The sequence below is a fragment of the Terrabacter sp. BE26 genome, assembly GCF_041941675.1.
Taxonomy (GTDB): Bacteria; Actinomycetota; Actinomycetes; order Actinomycetales; family Dermatophilaceae; genus Terrabacter.
In genome coordinates this window covers 2,578,075-2,596,857 of record NZ_CP090122.1, presented here as the reverse complement: position 1 = coordinate 2,596,857, position 18,783 = coordinate 2,578,075, and the positions used below count along the sequence as shown (strand labels likewise).

General features: G+C 71.8%; 15 protein-coding genes and 1 tRNA gene. 9 read left to right on the top strand and 7 right to left on the bottom strand.

Annotated features, from left to right (window positions below; genetic code table 11):
- The first annotated feature begins 104 nt into the window (after positions 1–104).
- A complete protein-coding gene (locus tag LQK93_RS11975; protein ID WP_374968009.1) occupies positions 105–572 on the top strand; it encodes a MarR family winged helix-turn-helix transcriptional regulator in 468 nt (155 codons plus the stop codon).
- Positions 569–1,795 carry an MFS transporter gene (locus LQK93_RS11970; RefSeq protein WP_374968008.1) on the top strand — a complete coding sequence of 409 codons (1,227 nt, stop codon included), beginning with the start codon at positions 569–571 and terminating at the stop codon, positions 1,793–1,795. The genes LQK93_RS11975 and LQK93_RS11970 overlap by 4 nt, the downstream gene beginning before the upstream one ends.
- A gap of 211 nt (positions 1,796–2,006) precedes the next feature.
- On the opposite strand, the gene LQK93_RS11965 is transcribed toward LQK93_RS11970, so the two are convergent.
- From LQK93_RS11965 to LQK93_RS11955, 3 genes are all read right to left on the bottom strand, one after another.
- Positions 2,007–2,369, bottom strand: coding sequence for a hypothetical protein (locus LQK93_RS11965; RefSeq protein ID WP_374968007.1), 363 nt, complete (start codon positions 2,367–2,369; stop codon positions 2,007–2,009).
- 102 nt (positions 2,370–2,471) lie between these two features.
- Positions 2,472–3,803, bottom strand: a complete 1,332-nt coding sequence (locus LQK93_RS11960) for a nitrate/nitrite transporter (RefSeq protein WP_374968006.1) — start codon at positions 3,801–3,803, stop codon at positions 2,472–2,474.
- Between the two features lie 16 nt (positions 3,804–3,819).
- On the bottom strand, positions 3,820–5,268 hold the full coding sequence (locus LQK93_RS11955; protein WP_374971495.1) for an NAD-dependent malic enzyme: 1,449 nt from the start codon (positions 5,266–5,268) through the stop codon (positions 3,820–3,822).
- Positions 5,269–5,411: 143 nt separating this feature from the next.
- Between LQK93_RS11955 and LQK93_RS11950 the strand changes: the two genes are divergently transcribed.
- The 6 genes from LQK93_RS11950 (at position 5,412) to LQK93_RS11925 (ending at position 12,328) form a co-directional block, all read left to right on the top strand.
- Entirely contained in the window at positions 5,412–7,901 is a 2,490-nt protein-coding gene (locus LQK93_RS11950; RefSeq protein ID WP_374968005.1) for an HAD-IC family P-type ATPase, read from the top strand.
- 176 nt (positions 7,902–8,077) lie between these two features.
- Positions 8,078–9,316 carry an MFS transporter gene (locus LQK93_RS11945; protein ID WP_374968004.1) on the top strand — a complete coding sequence of 413 codons (1,239 nt, stop codon included), beginning with the start codon at positions 8,078–8,080 and terminating at the stop codon, positions 9,314–9,316.
- Positions 9,317–9,756: 440 nt separating this feature from the next.
- Positions 9,757–10,380, top strand: coding sequence for a hypothetical protein (locus tag LQK93_RS11940; protein ID WP_374968003.1), 624 nt, complete (start codon positions 9,757–9,759; stop codon positions 10,378–10,380).
- A 405-nt stretch (positions 10,381–10,785) separates the two neighbouring features.
- Positions 10,786–11,118 carry a hypothetical protein gene (locus LQK93_RS11935; protein WP_374968002.1) on the top strand — a complete coding sequence of 111 codons (333 nt, stop codon included), beginning with the start codon at positions 10,786–10,788 and terminating at the stop codon, positions 11,116–11,118.
- Between the two features lie 161 nt (positions 11,119–11,279).
- A complete protein-coding gene (locus LQK93_RS11930) occupies positions 11,280–11,987 on the top strand; it encodes a DUF4386 domain-containing protein (RefSeq protein WP_374968001.1) in 708 nt (235 codons plus the stop codon).
- A 125-nt stretch (positions 11,988–12,112) separates the two neighbouring features.
- Positions 12,113–12,328, top strand: a complete 216-nt coding sequence (locus LQK93_RS11925) for a tyrosine-type recombinase/integrase (RefSeq protein ID WP_374968000.1) — start codon at positions 12,113–12,115, stop codon at positions 12,326–12,328.
- Positions 12,329–12,468: 140 nt separating this feature from the next.
- On the opposite strand, the gene LQK93_RS11920 is transcribed toward LQK93_RS11925, so the two are convergent.
- Positions 12,469–12,545 (bottom strand) — tRNA-Thr (locus tag LQK93_RS11920).
- 256 nt (positions 12,546–12,801) lie between these two features.
- Between LQK93_RS11920 and LQK93_RS11915 the strand changes: the two genes are divergently transcribed.
- Positions 12,802–13,728, top strand: coding sequence for an NADP-dependent oxidoreductase (locus LQK93_RS11915; protein WP_374971494.1), 927 nt, complete (start codon positions 12,802–12,804; stop codon positions 13,726–13,728).
- Between the two features lie 32 nt (positions 13,729–13,760).
- Here LQK93_RS11915 and LQK93_RS11910 read toward each other — a convergent pair whose 3' ends face one another.
- From LQK93_RS11910 to LQK93_RS11900, 3 genes are all read right to left on the bottom strand, one after another.
- Positions 13,761–15,266, bottom strand: coding sequence for an alpha/beta fold hydrolase (locus LQK93_RS11910; RefSeq protein WP_374967999.1), 1,506 nt, complete (start codon positions 15,264–15,266; stop codon positions 13,761–13,763).
- 161 nt (positions 15,267–15,427) lie between these two features.
- Positions 15,428–17,161, bottom strand: coding sequence for an alpha/beta hydrolase (locus LQK93_RS11905; protein WP_374967998.1), 1,734 nt, complete (start codon positions 17,159–17,161; stop codon positions 15,428–15,430).
- Positions 17,155–18,726 carry an alpha/beta hydrolase gene (locus LQK93_RS11900; RefSeq protein ID WP_374967997.1) on the bottom strand — a complete coding sequence of 524 codons (1,572 nt, stop codon included), beginning with the start codon at positions 18,724–18,726 and terminating at the stop codon, positions 17,155–17,157. Before LQK93_RS11900 ends, LQK93_RS11905 begins: the two co-directional genes overlap by 7 nt.
- Positions 18,727–18,783 lie beyond the last annotated feature (57 nt).

Sequence of the window (18,783 nt, the reverse complement as noted above, 5' to 3'; positions counted from 1 at the left end):
CCCGCGACGTGACGACACGTCGAGGGGGCACTTCCCGGTCGAGTGGGCACGTGCGACGTGTTCCCGACTTGATACATATAGAGAACCTATGTAATTTGGGGCGAGTGACCGCGACCGCTCCCTCCACCCTCGGCAACGACCTGTTGCGCTCGGCCGCCCGGCTCTCCCGCTGGGCCAGCCGGCACGCGTCGTTCGAGGTGCCGTTCGCCCAGGCCCGTCTGCTCGCCCTCCTCGACGAGCTCGGGCCGTCACGGGTCAGCGCCCTCGCGGCCGCCGACCACAGCAGCCAGCCGACGATCACCACCCAGCTGCAGCGCCTCGCCGCGTCGGGGTGGGTGCACCGCGCGTCCGACCCGGACGACGCGCGCGCCACGGTGGTCTCCCTCAGCGACGCGGGCCGCGCCGCACTCGAGAGCGTGCGCCGCGCCCGCCTGGCAGTCCTGTCCCCCGCGCTCGACCAGCTGGACGAACCGGCGCTCGACCGCGTCCGGGTCGCGATCGAGGTCATGAACGAGCTGCTCGCCGCCGCGGCGGACGCCCCTGTCCCGCACACCACCCGAAAGGACGGATGACCACTCCCATGTGGCGCCAACCCAAGACCGTCTGGTCGATCGCCTTCGCCTGCGTGATCTCCTTCATGGGCATCGGCCTCGTCGACCCCATCCTCAAGCCGATCGCCGACGAGCTCGGCGCCGGGCCCTCGCAGGTCTCGCTGCTCTTCACCAGCTACCTCGCCGTCATGGGCGTGGCCATGCTCGGCACCGGCTGGGTCAGCAGCCGAATCGGCGCCAAGCGGACCCTGCTCGTCGGCCTGGCGCTCATCATCGTCGGCGCAGCGCTCGCCGGCCGCCAGGACACCGTGGGCGGCATCGTCGCCTTCCGGGCGCTGTGGGGTCTCGGCAACGCGCTCTTCATCGCGACCGCCCTCGCCACCATCGTCAACGCCGCATCAGGCTCGGTGAAGCAGGCGATCATCCTCTACGAGGCCGCGCTCGGGGTCGGCATCGCCACCGGCCCGTTGCTCGGCGGCTGGCTCGGAGGCATCTCGTGGCGCTGGCCGTTCTACGGCGTCGCCGTCCTGATGGCCGTCGCCTTCATCGCGACCGTCACGACGCTGCCGAAGACGCCCCCGGCTGCCCGGCCGACGCCGATCAGTGCGCCGCTGCGGGCTCTCGGCCACCGCGGCCTGCTCACCGTCGGCGTCACCGCGCTGCTCTACAACTTCGGCTTCTTCACCCTGCTCGCGTTCACGCCCTTCCCGCTCGCCATGGGTGTCCACCAGATCGGGCTCATCTTCTTCGGCTGGGGCGTCATGCTCGCGATCACCTCAGTCTTCGTGGCGCCGATGATCCAGCGCCGGTTCGGCACCGTGGCGGGCATCGCCGGCGCCCTGCTCGGCTTCGCCGTCATCCTCGCCGCGATGGCGATCTGGACCGAGAACAAGACCGTGCTGATCGTCGGCGTGGTCGTCGCCGGCGCCTTCCTCGGCGTCAACAACACCCTGATCACCGAGACGGTCATGAAGGTGGCCCCGGTCGAGCGGGCGGTCGCGTCAGCGGCATACTCCTTCGTCCGCTTCGGCGGCGGCGCCGTCGCCCCGTGGCTCGCCGGCAACCTCGGCGAGCGGTCGATCCACCTGCCGTTCTGGGTGGGCTCCGGAGCCGTCGTGCTCGCCGTGCTCGTGCTGCTGACGGCCCGCCGGATCATCGGCGCGCTCGATGCAGAGCCCGGCCACGGCGCCGAGCCCGTCATCTCCCGCACCGAGGCCGAGGCGCTCACGGTCGGCGACGCCTGACCGACGCGCACACCCGGCACACCAGAGACGCCGCGCCCCTCGCAAGGGGCGCGGCGTTCGCGTGTCCGGACGACCTGTCGTTCAGCGGCGGCTCGCTGGCGAGGACGCCTGGCTGGTGGCCCCGGACTCGACGAGGCTGGTCTCAGCGGTGATTCGTCGCGCGCCGGGCGGCCCAGGAGCCGAAGAGGAAGTCCCCGACCGGGCGCATGGGTCAGGCGAGCAGGTCCGGGAGCCCGACGGCCCCGCGCCGGCGCGGGCCGCCGCGGATGTCGTAGGAGTCGAGGATCAGCTCGGCGAGCTCCGGCCGGTCGAGCAGGTGCAGGCGTGCCCACATCGTCACCCGGAAGCGGAAGGTGTCGATCCGCACGAAGGTCTCGCGCCGACCGGCGAGCGCCTGCTCGGTGTCCATCTCGCCGGTCCAGACCTGGACGAGCTCGCCGCCGTCGTCGTCGCGTCGCAGGCGAGCGAACGTATGCCGTCCGGCGCGCCAGATGGGCGCCCCGTCGTGCGCGACTCCGGGTTCCGCGCCGGGCAGGCGCCCGGCCAGCTCGTCCACGTCAGTCCAGGTCGCCACGGCTCCTCCTCGGCAGGAGGCTAGACCCGCCCGGACAGAAGTTGGCCCTTCGACGGGTCGGGACCCATGAACTTTGGCCTCTCGACGGGTGGGGGGGAGGTGTCAGTGGAAGGTGACGGACTGGCCGGCCTGCAGGGCGGCATACGCCTCGGGGTCGGCCTCGAGGGCCGCGCGCCGGGCCTTGTGCCGGTAGCGCAGGATCTGCACGATGCCGAGCGCCCACACGGGGTACTGCACCGTCATCGCGACGCGGAAGGAGTCGACGCCCCACGTGGACGGGCCGCCGGGCGCCACCCGGTCGAGCACGACGCCGACGAGCGCGACCGCCGCAAGCGTCGCGATGAAACCGCCGGTGTTGACGATGCCCGACGCGCTGCCGATGCGGGTCGGAGGGTTGAAGGTGCGGGCGAGGTCAAAGCCGATCATCGAGCCCGGTCCGCCGACCGCGATGAGGACGACAAGCACGACGAGCAGCCACAGGGGGGCCCGACCGGGCCACAGCAGCACGACCGTCCAGGCCACGATCGCGGCCCCGACGATCCAGAGGACGAGCGTGCTGCGGGAGAAGGGGTAGCGCATCGTCAGGGTGCCGATGACCGGGCTCGTGATGACGGTGGTGACGACCATCAGCATCAGCAGGAGGCTGGCCGTGCCGGACGACAGCCCCTGCCCGGCGACGAGGAACGGGAAGCCCCAGAGCATGGTGAACATGTTGGCGGCGAACTGTGACGTGAAGTGCGACCACAGCCCGAGCCGGGTCCCGGGAACGAGCCAGGCGGCTCGCAGCGTGCGGGCTATGGCGCGCAGCCGCAGCTCGTCGCGGTGGTGGTCGGTGTAGGGGCTGTCCTTGACGACGAGCACGAGAGCGATGCCGCTGAGGACGCCCACCGACGCCGCGACGGCATACGACGGGGTCCACCCGAAGTGGGCGAGCGCGGCGGCGAGCGGCCCGGCGGCGGCGAGCGCGCCGAGCTGGCCCAGGACTCCGGTCAGCTGCGTCACCATCGGCGTGCGCCGCGGAGAGAACCACAGCGCCACGAGTCGCAGCACCGAGATGAAGACCATGGCGTCGCCGATCCCGAGCAGCACCCGGCACAGCAGCGCAGCCGGGAAGGAGTGGACGAAGGCGAAACCGAACTGGGCGACGGTCAGGAAGGTGAGCCCCACGCCGAGCAGCTTCTTGGACCCGTAGCGGTCGAGCAGGGCCCCGACCGGCAGCTGCATCGCCGCGTAGACGAGGACCTGCAGGATCGTGAAGGTCGACAGCTGCGAGCTGCTGATCCCGAAACGGTGGGCGGCCTCGAGGCCGGCGACCCCCAGCGAGGTGCGGTGGAAGACCGCCAGGACGTAGACGGCGATGGCCGCCGCCCAGACCGCCCAGGCTCGGCGGCCGTCGAGCGGGAACCGCTGGCCCGCCGAGGTGGTACTGCTCATCCGATCGGTCGGCTCCTCAGTTGGCGCCGGTCATCGGGATGTTCTTCGCAGGGGCCTTGGGCACGCAGTCGACGATGGCCTTGGCGACCGTCTTGCTCATGTCGGGCTGGAAGACGCTCGGGATGATGTAGTTCGGGTTGAGCTGCTCGTCGGTGACGACCGAGGCGATGGCGTCGGCAGCCTTGATGAGCATCTCGGTGGTGACGTCGGTGGCGCGGGCATCGAGCAGGCCGCGGAAGACACCGGGGAAGGCGAGGACGTTGTTGATCTGGTTCGGATAGTCGCTGCGGCCCGAGGCGACGACCGTGGCGCGCTGCGTCGCCTCGTAGATGTCGACCTCGGGGTCGGGGTTGGCCAGGGCGAAGACGATGCGCCGCTCGGCCATCTCCTCGATCCACTCGGGCGCCAGGATCCGCGGGGCGCTGACGCCGATGAAGACATCGGCGCCCTGCAGGCCGTCGCGGAGCGTGCCGGTGATGCCGCGCGGGTTGGTCTTCCCGGCGAGCTCGCGCCAGGCGGGGGTGAGGGAGTCGTCGTCGCGGTTGAGTAGTCCCGGCCGGTCCGAGACCGTCACGTCGATCGCGCCGGCGGCCAGCAGCAGCTGGACGATCGCGGAGCCGGCAGCACCGCCGCCGGAGACGACGATCCGCGCGTCGGGCAGCTTCTTGTCGATGATGCGCAGCGCGTTCTTCAGCGCCGCGAGCACGACGATGGCGGTGCCGTGCTGGTCGTCGTGGAAGACCGGGATGGACAGGCGCTCGCGCAGCTTGGCCTCGACCTCGAAGCAGCGTGGTGCCGCGATGTCCTCGAGGTTGATGCCGCCGAAGCCGGGGGCGATGAGCTCGACGGTGCGCACGATCTCGTCGACGTCGGTCGTGTCGATGCAGATGGGCCAGGCGTCGATGTCGGCGAAGCGCTTGAAGAGGGCCGCCTTGCCCTCCATGACCGGCAGCGCCGCCATCGGGCCGATGTTGCCGAGGCCGAGGACGGCCGAGCCGTCCGTGACGACCGCGACCGAGTTGCCCTTGATCGTCAGCTTGGGCACGTCCTCGGGGTGCTCGGCCAGCGCTTGGCTGACGCGGCCGACGCCGGGCGTGTAGGCCATCGCGAGGTCCTGGCGGTTGCGCAGGTTGACCTTGGACTCGACCGAGATCTTCCCGCCGAGGTGGAGCAGGAAGACGCGGTCGGAGACCTTGTGGACACGCACCCCCTCGAGCGTCTCGACGGCGTCGACGATCTCGGTGGAGTGCTCGGCGTTGCTCGCGGAGCAGGTGAGGTCGATGACGAGCCGGTCCGGGTGCGAGTCGACGATGTCGAGCGCGGTCGTGATGCCGCCGCTCTCGGCGACCTTGACCGCGAGGGCTCCGATGACGGCCGGGTCGGTGCCGGCGTGGATGCGCATCGTGATCGAGTAGGAGGCGGTGGTGGCGCGGGCACGTTGGATCGACTCAGTCACGTCCCTTATCGTCCCACGATCCGACAGAGGCCCCGGACGCGGTCCGAAGACCGATCAGTAACATTCGTCCCCGGTCACGGGCCGCCCACCCGACCCCGGCGGTCGTGCCCGTTGGCGGCGGGACCGGGCACACGGCATACGACAATGGGGGCGTGACGACACACGGGGAGTCGACGCTCACCCGGACGGACGGGCTGACGGCCGCCGAGGTCGCCGAGCGCGTCTCGCGGGGGGCCGTCAACCGGCTCACCGAGCGGACCTCCCGCTCGGTCGGCGAGATCGTCCGGGCCAACGTGCTCACCCGGTTCAACGCGATCCTGGGGGCGCTCTTCGTCCTCGTGATGGTGACGGGGTCCTTCGCCGACGGCCTCTTCGGGATCGTGCTCGTCGTCAACTCGGCGATCGGCATCGCCCAGGAGTACCTCGCCAAGCGCAAGCTGGACCGGCTCGCCCTACTCAACGCGCCGACGACCCGTGTCGTGCGGGACGGTGCGGTGCAGGTCGTGGCCACGAGCGAGGTGGTGCAGGACGACCTCATCGAGCTGCGCACGGGCGACGAGGTCCCCGCAGACGGCACGCTGACCGCGAGCGCCGGCCTCGAGCTGAACGAGGCGAACCTCACCGGCGAGTCGGACCCGGTCGCACATGACGAGGGTGACGAGATCAGGTCGGGCACGAGCGTCGTGGCGGGCTCGGGCCGCTACCACGCGAGGGACGTCGGCGCGGATGCCTACGTCAACCGGATCGCTGCCGACGCACGGAAGTTCACGCGAACGCGCTCGGAGATCCAGGCGTCGACCAACACCCTGCTGACCTACATCACGTGGGTCATCGTCGCGGCCCTGCCCATCGCGATCTGGTCGCAGTGGCGCACCGTCGGCGACCAGGGCTGGCAGCAGGTCGTCATCCGCTCGGCTGCGGGCGTCGTCGGCCTCGTTCCCGAGGGGCTGGTGCTCCTGACGTCGGTCGCCTTCCTGCTGTCGGCCGTCCAGCTCACGCGCCGGCAGGTGCTCGTCCAGCAGCTGCCCGCCGTCGAGGGCCTGGCCCGGGTCGACGTCGTGTGCCTCGACAAGACGGGGACCCTCACCGCCGGTGACATCACCTTCGACGACGCACGCCCGCTCGGCGACCACGACGCGGACGAGATCCGCTCCGCCCTCGGCGCTCTCGCCGACGACCCCAACGCCAACGGCACGCTCACCGCCGTCGCCGCGGCGCTCGGCTCCCCCGGATGGACGCGGACCGGGACGGTCCCGTTCAGCTCGGCACGCAAGTGGAGCGCGGCAAGCTTCGAGGGCCGCCCCACGTGGGTGCTCGGCGCCCCCGAGGTGCTGCTCGCCGCGAGCCCGCAGCGCCCGCAGCGCCCGGCACCGCAGCTCCTCGAGGCCGTCCGCGCCGAGGTCGCCGAGCTCGCCGACGCCGGTCGGCGCGTCGTGCTCCTCGCCCGGAGCGAGGAGCAGCTGCCGTCGGCAACGGCCCTGCACCCGCAGCTGCCGGGCGCCCTGGTGCCCGCCGCGCTCGTCACCCTCACGGAGCAGGTGAGGCCCGACGCCTCGCAGACCCTGGCCTATCTCAGGGAGCAGGACGTCGCCATCAAGGTGGTCTCCGGCGACAACCCGGTGACCGTGGCCGCGGTCGCCAGGGCGGTGGGCCTCGACGCCGGTGAGCCGGTCGACGCGCGCACCCTTCCCGACGACCCGGAGGCGCTGCGCTCCGCACTCGCCACGCACAGGGTCTTCGGCCGGGTCACCCCGGAGCAGAAGCGTGCCTTCGTCCACGCCCTGCAGGCGGACGGCCACGTCGTGGCCATGACCGGTGACGGCGTCAACGACGCGCTCGCCCTCAAGGACGCCGACATCGGCGTGGCGATGGGCAACGGGGCCCAGGCCACCAAGGCGGTGGCCGACCTGGTCCTGCTCGACGGACGCTTCTCGCACCTGCCCGACGTGCTGGCCGAGGGCCGCCGCGTCATCGGCAACGTGGAGCGCGTCGCCAACCTCTTCGTCGCCAAGAACGCGATGAGCCTGGTCGCGATCCTCGCGGCCGCGGTCATCGTGGTGCCGTTCCCGTTCCTCCCCCGGCACCTGACCCTCGTGTCGGCGGTGACCATCGGGATCCCGGCGTTCTTCCTCGCCCTCGGGCCCAACCGGCGCCGCTACCTGCCCGGCTTTCTGCACCGGATCCTGCGCTTCGCGGTGCCGTCGGGCGCCGTCGCAGGCGTGGTGGTCATCGCCTCCTACCTGCTGGCCGGCAGCAGCGAGGGCGTCACGGCCGACGAGTTCGCGAGCCGTTGCCCCGTCGACACGGGCGCGACCGCCGCGACCGCCGCCGCCGTCGCCGCCGACGTCGCGTGCTGGCGCCCCGGCAGCGGTGCCACGATCACCCTGCTCACGGTCTTCTTCTGGATCCTGGTCGTCCTCGCCCGGCCCTTCCGGCCCTGGAAGGCGGCGCTCGTCGGGGCCATGGCCGGTCTGGCGGTCGCCGCCTTCCTCGTGCCACCGGCCGCGCGCTTCTTCAACCTCGACGCGCCGCTGCCGCTGGTGTGGCAGTCGCTCGCGGCGGGTGCCGTGGGCGCCGTCCTCGTCGAGGTGATCTACCGCACCTCACCGAGCCTGCGGGCGGCCCATCACGAGCCCGACTGAGCGGGAGGCGCTTTTCCCGGGTCCTCCCGGGACGGCTGCCATCCGCGGTCGGCCCGGGCCGGGCGAGCACGGCGGTCCCGTAGACTGGGGGCTGCACAGGGATCTGGCGTGGCCTGTTGGGCGGGTAGGCGCGCACCCGCTGTCGCGCACCCGCGACCAGAACCGGAGCCGCCCTCGTGTCCCCCACCGACTCGTACCGCCACCTCTTCGGCCTCACCGGCCGCACGTACATCGTCGTGGCGTTCCTCGCCCGGCTGCCGCTCGCCATGAGCCAGCTGGGCACCCTCCTGCTCGTCTCCCACGCCACCGGGAGCTACGGCGCCGGCGGCTTCTGTGCCGGCGCGCTCGCCGTCGCCAACGCGGTCGGCGCCCCCTTCTGGGGCGCCCGTGCGGACCGGCTGGGGCAGCGCCGCGTCGTCGCCGTCCAGTCCCTGGCCGGCGCGGCCGGGCTCGTCGCCGTCCTGCTCGTCGTGGGCGCCGGCCTCTCCTGGGGAGTGGCGGCCGTGGCGAGCGCCGTGGCCGGCCTGCTCCTGCCCCAGATCGGCCCGCTCGCGCGGGTGCGCTGGCGCCCGATCACCGCCGGCACCGGGCCACGCCAGCACCACCTCGTCGATGCCGCCTTCTCCTACGAGGGCGCCGCCGACGAGGCGTCCTTCGTCCTCGGCCCGGCCCTCGTCGGCCTCGGTGTCTCGGTCGCCAGCCCGGCGGCCGCCCTGGGCCTCGCGGCCGCCGCTCTCGCCGTCTTCGGCACGTGGTTCGCCCTCCACGAGACGGCGGCCGTCACCCACGCCGCCACGTCCCGGGGCAGCGGCGCCACCGGCCGGTTGCTCGGCCCGGCGCTCGTCGTGCTCTGCGTCGCCCAGCTGCTCGTCGGCTCGGTCTTCGGCTCCGTGCAGACCGGCACGTCGGTGCTGGCCACCGTGGCCGGCTCGCCGGGGCTGACAGGCTATTTCCATGCACTCCTCGGGGTCGGCAGCGTCATCGCGGGGCTCGCCGTGGCAGGCCTGCCCTCGCGGTGGTCCCTCTCGGCCCGGCTGCGGTGGTTCGCCGTGGCCCTGCTCGTGCTCGGGTCGCCGCTGCTGCTCGTCGGGTCGCTCGGAGCCCTGGTCCCGGCGCTGCTCGTCCTCGGCTGCAGCATCGCCCCGTACATGATCACCACGTTCACGCTGGCCGAGCGGGTCACCCCTGCCTCGCGCACGGGTGCCGCCATGACGGTTCTCGCCGCCGCGACGGGCCTCGGCTACGCGGTCGGTGCGGCCCTCGCAGGCAGACTGGCCGACTGGGGCGGGCACACCCCCGCGTATGCCGTCACGGTCGGCGCCGGCGCGGCCGCGGTCCTCGTGTCATGGGGTTGCCGACGGGTGCTCCAGCGAGCTGAAGCCCGGCCCCTACCGGAGCCCGCCACGGCGCCCTGAACGCACCTTTTAGGGTGATTGCGTCCGATCCCGAACCGGTCGATAAGAAGAAACACCGGATATTTGCGTGAAAACGCTTACAAGCCGGCTACACGTTCATTAGTGTCACGCCTGTAACACCCCCACGGCTGGCACGCACCCCCCCATCCGCACCAGCCTCGAAGGAGCCCGTCCTGCGCGCGCAGGTGGGCTCCTTCGCCCTTTCCGGGGGGCGCGGTCCCTCGTTTCGAGTAGTAAGGTCGCGCCTTCTTGGCACACTCCGGGGCATGGGCACAGGGGGCGTTCAGGTTCATCAGCGGCGACTCTGGCGACGGTGGGGCGACCGAATGGCGGCGACGGCCATCGTGGCGATGGGTGCAGTTCCGCTCTCCGGCTGCGCTTCTGGTGACTCCGCCTACCCGCGCCCGCCCAGCAGGGCCGCGACGCAAACGGGACCGTCGATGACCACCCTCGCGGAAGCGGTGCAATGCGTGTCGGATCACGGTGAAGGCCAGGCCAGCGGGTCCGACCTTCGCGCCGCAGACCTGCTCGGCCCCACCATGCGCCCCGGCAGCGTGGTCGAGACGTTCTTCGGGCCTGGCCGGGATGTCGGCGATCCCCGGTGCGTGAAGGCGATGCCCGCGGTGGGTGACCTCGACTGTCACCAGCGGGCCCCGTGGGTTCGCGGCGACTGGCTGGGACTGGCCATTCCCTCCGGCGCCGCCCGAGTGCGCACCCTCGAGATAGTCGCGAACGACCGTGAGCCGGTACGTACGAGCAACCCCATCTCGCAAGTCCTGACCTACGTGGAGGTCGACCTCGCGCCGCATGATCCGCAGCGTCTGGGCCAGTTTGTCCGCGAGGCGTTCCGGCACTGCGCGGGTGGCATGCTCCAGAACCTGCACGGGGTATCGGCGATTGTCGGCTCCGCCCCGGCCGAGTACCGCCAGGGACAGGCCACCGCTGTCGCCTTCCTGCGACGCGACCGGCTGGCCTGGGTCGTCCTGAATGGTCAGCGCGAGTGGACCAACGCCGAACGCGACAAGGTGCTCACGACACTTGCCGAGCACCTCGCCCGAGCGTGACGGGCCCCTCAACACCGAGCCGGTAGGAGCCGCCAGCGGTTCTGAACATCGAGCAGAGTCCACGGGAGGCAACTGAGCTGAGCCCCGCGCCACTCGTCCTGCTCGCGGCATGGATGGGCGGGCGTAGCCCCCTCGACGCGGCGTGGTCGGACGTCGTCCGACGAGCGCCAGTTGCGGATGCTGATGCGGGGCGTGGGCCCGTGGCTCACAGGGGGCGAGGGTGGTGCATCGGGTGAAGCGCACCTGCCCACTTCATCCGCTCTGATGTGCGAACCGTAAGCCACCGGCAGCGGGCACCTCCCGCCAAGGGACCGAACACGGCCCACCGAAGGACGAAGGGCCCTGTCACCGCCGATGGTCAAGGCCGACCCTGAGACACGAGTCAATCCAGGGAGGAGTAGAGCGATGAAGGCCATCGTGCAGGACCGGTACGGCGGGGCAGGCGTGCTCTCCTTCGCCGACGTCCCCCGCCCGCAGGTCGGCGAGGACCAGGTGCTGGTGCAGGTGGTGGCGGCCGGGGTCGACCGGGGCACGCTGCACCTGGTGACGGGGCAGCCGTACCTGATGCGGGTCGGGGGCGTCGGGTTCAGGGCTCCCAAGCGCAGGGTTCCCGGCGTCGACTTCACGGTCGCGCGAGCCGGTCAGATGCCAGTGAAACCGACGCAGTTGACCTCCGAGGAAGCGGCGGTGCGCGGCACCGAACCCTCCACCGCCTCCGCGCCCGACAGACCCCGCTGACGCCAGCGCCAGCCGTCTCGTGACCGCCCGTACCCGACGATCGCACCCCGCCAGGCAAGACCGGCTACCAACCCAAGGAGCACGCCATGACCTCAGCGACGCACAGCCCTGACACCCCAATCGCCCCGGGGCCCGCCACGCCGCGCCGACGGATGGACCCGATGAGAAGGATCTCCCTGACCGCTGGGGTGCTGTACCTCATCACGTTCGTGTCGATCCCCTCGCTCGCACTGTACAAACCGGTGAAGGACAACGTCGGCACGTTCATCTTGGGCGCGGGCAGCGACACTGGCGTGCTGTGGGGCGCCCTCTCGGAGGTCATCGTCGGCCTCGCCGGCGTCAGCACCGCCGTGGTGCTCTACCCGGTTACCAGAAGGGTCAGCCAGACCGCCGCCCTTGGCTTCGTCACCGCCCGGGTCGTGGAGACCAGTCTCATCATCGCCGGCGTCATCAGCATGCTGACGATCCTCACCCTGCGCAACGACGTCGCCGGAACCGCGGGCGCGAACCCCGCGTCGCTCGTCACGATCGGCCACAGCCTGCTCGCGGCCTACACCTGGACGTTCCTGCTCTCCCAGAGTCTCATGCCCGTCTTCTGCGACCTGCTCCTTGGCTACGTGCTGTACCGGTCTGCACTCGTCCCTCGCATCCTGCCGATCATCGCCTTCATCGGCGCCCCGCTGCTCCTCGTCTCCGACATCGCGATCTTCTTCGGCGCCTACACGAACCTCTCTCCGATCGCCGGCCTCGCCGCACTGCCCGTCGCCGCGTTCGAGCTCACCCTCGGCATCTGGCTCATCGTGAAGGGATTCACGCCAGGCAAGACCGCGAGCGACATAGCTGCCGACCTCCGCGTCAGAGGCATCTGACGCCCACCGCATGCAACGGCCCGTACTCCGACGTGGTGCGTGTCCTCGGCCTGTGCGGACTTCGGGGTGAGCTGGCCGGCCTCCAGGTCGAAGACCGCATGAGAGTGCCGGGCGAGGGGCTGCGGTTGCAGAGAACCGTTCTCGCCAGCAGCTCCAAGGACGGCCTGTACGTCGACACGCTGAAGGGCCTTCGCTCGCGCACCGTGGCCTTGCCGGCGGTCATCGGCAGGCCGACCCTGCGGGCTCACGGTCTGCGGCATACGGCGGCATCGATCTGGCTCGGTGCAGGCGCCGACCCGAAGGTCGTCCAACGCATCCCGGGGCACGCCTCTGCGGCCTGACGATGGACCTCTACGGCCACCTGATCGACCCCAAGCGTGGGAGGCAGCCCAGAAGGTCGGGGGCACCACGGGGGCATCCACGGCGACAAAGGAAAGGCCCCCGTCTCTGGCGAGAAGGGGGCATGACCTGTGGCGTTGCGTGGAGCCGCTTGTCGGAATCGAACCGACGACCTATTCATTACGAGTGAATCGCTCTGGCCGACTGAGCTAAAGCGGCTGGTCGTGTGGGGATGCGGCAAGCCGCAACCGAGCACGGAGGTTGAGTATACGCACGAGCCCCACAGGAGGAAAATCCGGTCGCGGGGCCCGAGCCGGGCGACAGTACGTCGTTGCGGGCCGCCCCGCGACCACCGGGAATGCCCGTCACCTCCGCGTGCCTTGACCAGAGGAGGACGCCACCACCGGCCTCCCCACGAACCAAGGAGCGACCCGTGCCCGAGAGCACCGACGCGACCACAATGACCACCGAGACCATGCGCGCCATGACGTACGAAACCTACGGCGGACCGGAGGTGCTCGCCCTGACGGAGCGACCACGGCCCAAGGTCGGCCCCGCCGAGGTGCTCGTCCGCGTGCGCTCGGCCGCGGTCAACCCCGTCGACTGGATCCTCATGGGGGGCGGGCTCGACGCATTGATGGACGCCTTCTTCCCCGTGATCCCGGGCTGGGACGTGTCGGGGGTCGTCGAGCAGGTGGGCCTCGACACCCCGGAGTTCTCCGCGGGTGACGAGGTGCTCGCCTACGCCCGCAAGGACTACGTCCACGGCGGGACCTTCGCCGAGCTCGTCACCGTCCCGGTGCGTGCCCTGGCCCGCAAGCCGGCGTCGATGTCGTGGGACGAGGCGGCAGGCCTGCCGCTCGCGGGCCTGACGGCGCTGCGCCTGCTGAGGAGGCTCGAGGTCGGCAGGGGCGACACGGTGCTCGTCCACGCCGCCGCCGGCGGCGTCGGCTCGCTCGCCGTGCAGATCGCCCGCTCGCTGGGTGCGCGCGTCATCGGCACCGCGTCCGAGCGCAACCACGAGCGGCTGCGTGCGCTGGGCGCCGAGCCCGTGGCATACGGCGACGGGCTGGTCGAGCGGATCCTCGCCCTGGCGCCCGAGGGCGTGGACGTGGTCGCCGACTTCGTGGGCGGCGTGCTCGACGTGACGACGGCTGTGCTCGCCGAGGGCGGTCGCCACGGCTCGGTCGCCGACGGGTCGGTAACGCGGGCCGGCGGGCACTACGTGTGGGTGCGACCCGACGGTCCCGGACTCACCGAGCTCACGCGCCTCGTCGAGGAAGGCAGCCTCTCGGTCCCGGTGGCGCAGACCTTCCCCCTCGAGCAGCTCGCCGACGCCTTCCGGCTCAGCGCCCAGGGTCACGCCGCCGGCAAGATCGTCGTGCGCGTCTCGACGGACTGAGCGGCGAGGCGTCCCGGGCTCCGGGACGTCGGTCAGGACCCGCAGACGAAGTCGTCCTCTGGCGCCCGTGCGTGGGCCAGGTAGTCGTCGACCACCGCGTCGGCGCAGTCGTTGTCGTTGCCGTAGGCGCCGTGCCCGTCGGCCGACACGGTGACGAACCGTGACCTGACGATCTCGCCGGCGAGGGCGCGCGTGTCCTCGATGGGGGTCGTCCGGTCTCCGTCGTTGCCGATCACGAGCACCGGCGTCGGGACGTCGGCCCCCACGAGCAACGTCTGGCGTCGGACGCCGGTCCATCCGTCGCACTCGGGCGTCGACGGGCCGTTGATCCGTGCCCACAACGGGTGGTTGTCCAGGACGTCACGGCTCGGCACGACCGAGTCCCACGGCGACCGCGGCCAGTCGGAGCAGGTCACGAGCAGGTGGCCCCGCGCCGTCGCGTCCTCGGCGTAGGTGCCGTCCTCGTTGCGCTGGACCATCTCCATGGCGAACGCGGCGAGGTCCGCCCCGTCGTCGTCGTTGACGGCCGTGTCGAGCGCGTCCACGAGGTCGGGCCAGGTGTCCCGACGGGTCAGCCCCCAGCCGATGGCGGTGGTGGCCCAGCCCTCGCTCAGGCTGGGCAGGCTGGCGTAGCCCGTCGGGAGCGGGTGCCTGTCCAGGCGGTCGAGGAACGCGACGAGCGTGCGGGACACCGCCGCGGTGTCCTTCCCGATCGGGCACTCGACGCTCGACCCGCAGTCGGTCGCGAAGTCGTCCACGACGTCGTCGAAGTCATCGGCCCAGCCGCGCGCCGCCGCATCGACCTCCTGCCGGCTGGGGACAGCCTCGTCGAGCGCGTCGGGCAGCACGGCGGAGTCGAGGACCATGCGCCCGACCCGGCTGGTGAAGAAGTCGGCGTAGACCGCGCCGATCATCGTGCCGTAGCTGACGCCGTAGTAGTTGAGGCGTTCGTCGCCGACCGCCGAGCGCAGGATGTCGAGGTCCCGGGCCACGAACTCGGTGCCCATCCGGGCGGCCAGAGGACCGCCACGGGCCAGGCACCGCCGGTTGCGCTCCGCGGGCGCGCGGCGGGCGGCAACCCGCTCGGCAGGGGTGTCGGGGGTCGGGTCCGCGGCATACATGGCGTCGAGGTCGGCGTCGGTGAGGCAGTCGACCGGGTCGGACCGACCCATGCCACGCGGGTCGAACCCGACGACGTCGTAGCGCTCGCGGACGGCGTCGTCGAAGAAGTCGGGCGCGGCGTCGGCGAACTCGATGCCGGAGCCACCGGGGCCGCCGGGGTTGATGAAGAGGGAGCCGATGCGCTTGCCCGGCCCCGAGGCCACGAGCCGGCGCAGGGCGATCGAGGTCCTCTCGCCGCCCGGTCGCCGGTAGTCGACCGGCACCTCGACGGTCCCGCAGTCGAACCTCGCGTCGTCGTCGCACGTCACCCACGCGACGGCCTTGCCGTAGTAGGCGGCCAGGTCGGCGGGCTCCGGGTCGACCGGCCCGGTGAAGGTGACCGGCGTCGTGGCCGGCCGGCCCGCGCCGGCGGCCATGGGAGCCGCCCCTGCTGCCGGAGCCAGTGCAGCCCCGGCGGCTGCGGGACGGGTGCTCGCGGTCTCAGGACGAGCGCCGGCCGGTACCCGCGCGGGTGCCGCAGCCAGCAGCAGGAGGGTCGCGAGGACCGCGACGGAGACGAGGGGCGCGACCAGCAGGCTCAGCAGGTCGTGCCGTTGCCGGGCACCTTTCCCCTGAGCAGGTATCCGTCCACGGCGGAGTCCACGCACGGGTTGCCAGCGTAGTAGGTGCCGTGCCCGTCATGGTCGGAAATGAGGAGAGTGCCCGAGTCGAGGTCCCTGGCGAGCTGCTTCGTGCCACCGATGGGCGTCGCCGGGTCCCGTTCGTTGCCGATGACGAGGATCGGGTCGGCACCCACCGCGAGCGTCGTGCCCTTCTCGGCACGTCCCGGCGTGGGCCAGCTCCGGCAGTTGTCGTAGAGCTCGCCGGTCATCCGGGCCCACAGCGGGTGGGCGGCCTTGGCCTTGCGCTGCTCGGCGAGGACGGAGGCGTCCACCTTCGAGCGCGGCCAGTCGGCGCACCGGACGGGCAGCATCGCCTGCAGGTAGGTGCTCGGCGCATAGGTGCCGTTGCTGCTGCGCGCGACGACCGACATCCCCTTGGACAGCAGGATGTCGCCCTTGCCGGTGAACGCCTGGGCGAGACCCTTGTTGAGCGTCGGCCAGGACGTGTCGGAGTAGAGGCACATGAAGATCGAGAAACCGACCCAGCCCTCGCCGATGCGGGCCAGGCCCGGCTGGCTCGTGGTCAGCCCCTTCTTCTCGACCGCGTCGAGCAGGTCGACGATCTTCTGCCGTGCCGCCGCCCTGTCGCGGCCGAGGGCGCAGTCGGGGCGAGCCACGCACCAGCCGATGAACGCGTCGATCGAGGACTCGAAGCCCTGGATGTCGTAGGTCATCTCCTGGTTGTCGGTCTGGTTCGGCGACATCGCCGAGTCGAGCACCATCCGGCCCACCTTCTTCGGGAACGCGTCGGCATACATCGCGCCGAGGAAGGTGCCGTAGGACCCCCCGAAGAAGTTGAGCTTCTCGTCACCGAGGAGCACCCGCATGACGTCCATGTCGCGCGCCACCTCCGCGGTGCTCATGTGCATCGCGCGGACGCCCCCGCGGGCGGCACACCGCTTCGTCACCCCGTCGACGTCGGCGAGCAGGGTGGATCGCTCGGCCGGCGAGTCGGGGGTCGGGTCGGCGCTGAACAGCAGGTCCATGTCGGAGTTGCCCAGGCAGCGCACGGGACTCGAGGCGCCGATGCCGCGGGGGTCGAAGCCCACGATGTCGTATGCCGCCCGCACCGCCGGAGAGAAGACGAACGACGCGTACTGGGCGTACTCCACCCCGGAGGCGCCCGGGCCGCCCGGGTTGATGACGAGCGAGCCCAGCCGCTTGGCGGGGTCGGTCGCCGGGGCCTTGCGCAGCGCGAGCGTGAAGCGGTCGCCGCCGGGCTTGGAGTAGTCGACCGGGACCTGCATCGTCGTGCAGCGGTGCTGCGGGTTGTCCGCGCACGGTGACCACGTCAGGCGCTGGGTGTAGAAGGCGTTGAGGGCTGCGGGGTGGTCCTGGTTGGCCGTGCTGCCGGGCGAGGGTGCCGCCGTGGTGGTGCCTGGGGAGGTGGCGGGCAGGCTCGGCCTGGCGGCCGGGGGCGGGTTGCCGACCCGCCAGGCGGTGAGGACGACCGCGGTGACGACGGCGAGGACGGCCACGGCGGCCAGCACCAGCCGCAGCGGCGAGCGGGCCGTGCCGTCCCCGGGCGGCGGCCGTTGACCGGCGCCTGTCGCGGCACCAGGCGGGGGCGGCGGGTAGTCGGGCGGGAGGGCCGCATACCCCGTCGGGCCGTCCGGCAGGTCGTCGGGGCGCGGCGGGTCGTTCAGCATCGCAAGCCGTCCTTGGGCACGCGCCCCTGCACGTAGTAGGCGTCGATGGCGCTGTCGACACACGTGTTGCTGCGGCCGTAGGCGGTGTGGCCGTCGCCGTCGAAGGAGAGCAGCACGGCGTTGTCGAGCTCGTCGCGCAGCCGCTTGGACCACTCGTAGATCGTCGCGGGGTCGCGGGTGGTGCCGACGACGACGATGGGGTTGCTGCCCGGAGCGCTGATCCGGTGCGGCGGGTTGGTCGCCTTCACGGGCCAGACGCCGCAGGGCAGGGCGCCCCAGGCGAGGTTGGCGCCCCACGTCGGGGCCTCGGCCGAGAAGTCCTTCGCGTGCTTCTCGTAGGCCGACAGGTCGGGGCTGTCCGGGCGGTCGAGGCAGTTGACGGCGTTGATGGACTCCATCAGGTTGCCGGTGTATCCACCGCCGGGGCGCCGCTCGGCGTAGGCGTCTGCGAGCTGCATGAGGCTCTGGCCGTTTCCGGCCTTGGCCTCGCGCAGGGCGTCGGTGAGGATGCTCCACGCCCCCTGGTCGTAGAGCGCGACGGCGACGCCGAGGCGTGCCCAGCCCTCGGTGAGCAGGGGCGCGCTCGAGTCACCGGACGGCAGGGGCTGCCGGTCCACCTGCGTGAAGAAGTCGTCGAGCCCCTTGAGGGCGGCCTCGGGAGTGTTGCCGAGCGGGCAGTTGCCCTGCTTGACGCAGTCCTCGACGTAGGCCTGGGTCGCGATCTGGAAGCCGCGCGCCTGGCCCTCGTTGAGCTCGGCGCTGGTTAGGTCGGGCGGCACGACGCCGTCGAGCACCATCCGCCCGACCCGCTTGGGGAACAGCCCGGCGTAGGTCGAACCGAGGAAGGTGCCGTAGGACTTGCCGAGGTAGTTCAGCTGCGGGTCGCCGACCGCGGCCCTCAGGATGTCCATGTCGCGGGCGGCGTCCGCCGTGGAGAGGTGCTTGACGAGGTCGGGGTTGTCGGCCTGGCAGCCCGCCGCCATGGCCTTGGCCTGGACCAGCAGGGCCTGCTCCTCGGCGCGGTTGTCGGGCGTCGGGTCGGCACCCAGGAAGCCGTCCAGGGCCTTGTCGCTCAGGCAGTCGATGGGGTCCGAGCCGCCGACGCCGCGCGGGTCGAAGCCGACGAGGTCGTAGTAGCGACGCACCTCGGGACCGCCGATCGTCTCGGCCCCGTTCCGGACGTAGTCGACGCCCGAGGCGCCCGGACCGCCCGGGTTGACGAGGAGCGACCCCAGCCGCTTGGACTGGTCGCGCGCCTTGACCCTGGCCACCTTGATCGTGAGGTCCTTGGCGGGATCGGGGGCGGCGTGGTCGAGCGGCACGCGCAGGTCGGCGCACTCGAGGTTGCCGCACTTCTTCCAGTCGAGCTTCTGCGTGTAGTACGGCGCGAGCGCCGAGTCGGGTGCGGCCGTGGCCGCCGGCAGCCCCGAGCTGGGCGTCGTGCCGACGGGCGGCTCGGTGGTGCTCGTGCACCCGGAGAGGGCCGGCACCAGCGCCACGAGCGCCACGAGCACCGACACTGCGGCGGAGCGGGCGCGGGGGGTGGCAGCCGGACGTCTCGTCATGCCGGAAACCGTAACGGGTCGACCTGCGAGCGGCCTGCCGCGTCCCACGGTCGTGAC

Bases quoted from the DNA above. Each gene is read 5' to 3' on its own strand.
- LQK93_RS11970 (WP_374968008.1), top strand. From the start codon at position 569: ATGACCACTCCCATGTGGCGCCAACCCAAGACCGTCTGGTCGATCGCC.
- LQK93_RS11960 (WP_374968006.1), bottom strand. From the start codon at position 3,803: ATGAGCAGTACCACCTCGGCGGGCCAGCGGTTCCCGCTCGACGGCCGC.
- LQK93_RS11940 (WP_374968003.1), top strand. From the start codon at position 9,757: ATGACCACCCTCGCGGAAGCGGTGCAATGCGTGTCGGATCACGGTGAA.
- LQK93_RS11935 (WP_374968002.1), top strand. From the start codon at position 10,786: ATGAAGGCCATCGTGCAGGACCGGTACGGCGGGGCAGGCGTGCTCTCC.
- LQK93_RS11930 (WP_374968001.1), top strand. From the start codon at position 11,280: ATGAGAAGGATCTCCCTGACCGCTGGGGTGCTGTACCTCATCACGTTC.
- LQK93_RS11915 (WP_374971494.1), top strand. From the start codon at position 12,802: ATGCGCGCCATGACGTACGAAACCTACGGCGGACCGGAGGTGCTCGCC.
- LQK93_RS11910 (WP_374967999.1), bottom strand. From the start codon at position 15,266: ATGGCCGCCGGCGCGGGCCGGCCGGCCACGACGCCGGTCACCTTCACC.
- LQK93_RS11905 (WP_374967998.1), bottom strand. From the start codon at position 17,161: ATGCTGAACGACCCGCCGCGCCCCGACGACCTGCCGGACGGCCCGACG.
- LQK93_RS11900 (WP_374967997.1), bottom strand. From the start codon at position 18,726: ATGACGAGACGTCCGGCTGCCACCCCCCGCGCCCGCTCCGCCGCAGTG.